This is a genomic window from Nitrospinota bacterium (genome assembly GCA_035528715.1).
GTDB lineage: Bacteria > JADFOP01 > JADFOP01 > DATKYB01 > DATKYB01 > DATKYB01.
The window spans coordinates 1-3,279 of sequence record DATKYB010000113.1; the positions used below are offsets into that span (position 1 = coordinate 1).

5 protein-coding genes are annotated in these 3,279 nt (G+C 39.0%); all 5 read right to left on the reverse strand.

Annotation, left to right across the window (positions count from 1 at the left end; genetic code table 11):
* On the reverse strand, positions 1-305 hold a 305-nt coding region (locus VMW81_08175), incomplete at its 3' end, for a hypothetical protein (protein ID HUU50920.1).
* A 101-nt stretch (positions 306-406) separates the two neighbouring features.
* Positions 407-886, reverse strand: coding sequence for a signal peptidase I (locus VMW81_08180; GenBank protein ID HUU50921.1), 480 nt, complete (start codon positions 884-886; stop codon positions 407-409).
* A gap of 4 nt (positions 887-890) precedes the next feature.
* A complete protein-coding gene (locus tag VMW81_08185; GenBank protein ID HUU50922.1) occupies positions 891-1,766 on the reverse strand; it encodes a hypothetical protein in 876 nt (291 codons plus the stop codon).
* Between the two features lie 122 nt (positions 1,767-1,888).
* Positions 1,889-2,062 (reverse strand): hypothetical protein, encoded by a 174-nt coding sequence (locus VMW81_08190; GenBank protein HUU50923.1) that lies wholly within the window; start codon positions 2,060-2,062, stop codon positions 1,889-1,891.
* A gap of 13 nt (positions 2,063-2,075) precedes the next feature.
* Positions 2,076-3,161: a radical SAM protein gene (locus tag VMW81_08195; GenBank protein HUU50924.1), complete on the reverse strand. Its 1,086-nt coding sequence runs from the start codon at positions 3,159-3,161 to the stop codon at positions 2,076-2,078.
* Positions 3,162-3,279: the final 118 nt, after the last annotated feature.

Consider the following 3,279-nt stretch of genomic DNA (forward strand, 5'->3'; position numbering starts at 1 on the left):
GCATTAGAAAATATCTTAAGCACCTTTCCCAATTCTTCATAAATCAGAGAATTCTGGATGGCGTTCAAGTAATAAACTTTTTTTAATTTTTTAAAAATGAAGGATGGAATATGAGTACAGTCCTTCTTAATTTCATTCAGCCTGGAATAAACAACAGCCGCGATACCATTTTCTCTTGCCTTTCGTAAGAAACCTTCCCAATCCAGGCTTCTTCTCTGTATTTCAATTATTTTATTCCTGTTCTTGCGGTCAGTATCTTTTCGACAGCAGTAGAGCATTAGTCGGTCTTCCTCTCTCCAGCTCATTTATTTTTTCCGTCTAAATTGATTTTTCGTTTTTCCTTATTAGCTAATGCTTTCCGTTTCTCAGGATTGAATATACTCTCGATAAGCCTTAAAGAGTATTTCTAATTATTGAAATACTTCTTAATCTTACTAAAAAATGGATAAGTCCACTGGCTAAAGGGAGATACTCCCGCAAAGAGCAGACCTTTTATCTGGTAAAGTTTTGTATCCAGTCTTTTTTTCCGCCCCTTTCTTTCGACTGCTACTACCTTACCTAATACATTTTGCATCTCAACCTTTTCAGGAGAGCTAAACGTAGCATCCCCTTTAATAAGCATTGTGATTCTATTATCTTTATCTTTTTTATACTTTTTAATAACTCGATGAACTATAACCTTATTCTCGGTTGTTATACAGAACACCACGTCTCCTGTTTTAATCGAGGAGTTTTCGATTGGGCTAACTACAATAATATCTCCGTCCCGAATAAAGGGACGCATGCTCCAGCCTTTTGCCTGGAAACGAATTGATTTGCCTTTTTTAAAGATGTCTTTGCTTAATTCTAATAAATCGGCATCTCTTAAATGAGCGATCTTTCTCACTTATTTATATATTTTTTACAAAATCCACTATTTTCCTGTCTGGTTCAAAGCTGAATTCGTAGCACGGGACCTTATTTACCATGCGATGGCACAAGCCCATTGTATACTCCATTCCTTTTTTATCCCAGATTGGAGGAAAACAGCGAGTTAAAAGCATTAAAACGGCCTCGGTACTATTTTTGGGAACCGCCGAGTTCTTTTTTCCATGACGTAAAAAGAATAATTTGCGAATCGGAAGCCCTTTTGATGATACTTCCTTGAAATCGCCAGGCCATGGTGTCCCATACATCAAGAGCTCTCCATTTTTTTCCCTTACAATGATTCTATCATCATTAAGGACTGTAGCCTGATTTTCAGACCACAATCTGGCGATTGTTGACTTACCATGACCTGAATTACCCAAAAAAAGATAACCATAACCCCTGTCATCAATCCCGCAGGCATGGAGCATTACTCCTTTACAACGGGATAGGAGGAGTATCATCAAAATCTGATTTAAAGGATATCCTAATGGATCGAGTAATAAATTTTTAAAGAGCTTATCATTAATATAAATGTCGCCAGATTTAAGATCCGATTCTAAAATCACGAGTTGATTAGGAGGTGGATCAGAATCAAAGGAAGAATCTTGCAAGACATATTTTCCCTGCTCGCGGAAAAGGGACCACGTGCTGCCGGAATCAAATATCTTTTTTCCCTTGCTCCTTTGAGGAAAGCTGTCCTGATGCACAAGAAGCTTTGTTTCAGGTCTAATCTCTGTTATGAACTCATAATCTATATCTTCAACTCCAGATTCAGATAGGTTTTGATCGAAGAGAAAAGATAAGCCAATACCAGCTATACCTATCGTAAATTCTATTAGACCTTTCTCATTCAGCAAAGCAGAAGCTTCCTCCCCGAAGTTTTCCTAAATTATCATTCCTGGAGGGATTCATAGCATTAAAAGTGAAATTAGAGAAGGTTGATTTTAATTGACCCAAGGGATAAACAATTCTACTTGGACTATGAACCAATAATTGTGCTGCATTGGACTACAGCACAGCCTGCACCTTTTTTCGCACTTGCATCGCCTGCACTCGTCTTACAAGCTTGTAACACCGCTTCCTCGATTACCAGATTGACATGATTTATTTGTGGTTTTTTGTAATTTTTCCGGTTTTTTTCTTTTGTCTCCAATTTTGCCTCCTTTTTAAAGTTTTTTTATATTAAATGCCTCTGCCCGAAGATGGGCTATCTGGCAGAGATATTCTACAGGCGTTTCTGGATTACCATTTTCCAGATATGCCCAGCCAGGGCATTGACCGCATAGAGATATTAATTCACACTGACCGCACGGATAATCGCTCGTAGGTTTTAGAGTTAAAAATTCAGGAATTGAGTGATGCCAACCCTCTTCGAAGGAACCGCGACGTAAGTCATAATTCTGAAACCGAACCATTTCGCAGGAACTCATTTGACCATAGGGGTCGACATGGAATGTGGAAACGCCTGCGCCACAACTGAAAAGATTATCAACTTGGTAAGGACCTATAGACCTTTCACAGAACTCCCGCCATTCTTTAACTCTTTTCTCATCAGCTAAATCTAGCTTTATAACCTCTTCAGGCGATAACCGGAAATTGCAAGGTGTTTTAGAGCCGTTCATCCTGGGGTTGAGTATCGGGTCAAAACGGAATTTCACTCCTAATCCTTCAGCATATTCTTTTATATTCGAAAACTCATTCCGGTTTAAGGTCATTACCATGGTCTTCAGCCCTAAAGGGATTTTTCGCTCTAGAAGTAATTCAATACCCCTTTGACAGCGCTTAAATGAGCCAGGAATCCCGGTTACTTTTTCATAAGTCTCTTTAGTTGTACCATATAATGTAATCTCCACTATAAATGGCGGCCATTCAGCCAAATAATCGGCAATCTTTGGGGTAATGAGTGTCCCGTTAGTAAATAGAGAGATCAGGAAGCCTTTCTTCTTGGCGTAAGTGTAAATTTCCAAAAAGTCTTTTCGTAATAGAGGTTCCCCTCCGGTTAGCAACAGCCATAGACATCCTGCCTCGGCTATCTGGTCAAAGATAGAGAATACTTCTTCACTTGTGGTTTCCTTCTTTATTGCATCTTGATCATTCAGCGGCAAATTACAATAGCAATGAGCACAGCGAAGGTTGCAGCGAAAGGTGAGTTCAAATGATCCCAGAATTGGAATCCTCTTGGCTACAACCTGCTTATGCAACCGCTCACTAAACTGAGCATAGCTGATAGAAGGAATATGAGAGCATTCCATATGATTACCCTTCAATTATTGCTTCTATTTTCTCAAGCTGCTTTATGTACTCTGCAAGATCTTTTTCAGCTTGTTGAGGAGTGACTTCAAATTCCTCGACTATCTTATCTTTTATTTC

What these genes read in the sequence shown, in the direction of transcription:
- VMW81_08195 (HUU50924.1), bottom strand. Translation starts at nt 3,161, where the DNA reads ATGGAATGCTCTCATATTCCTTCTATCAGCTATGCTCAGTTTAGTGAG.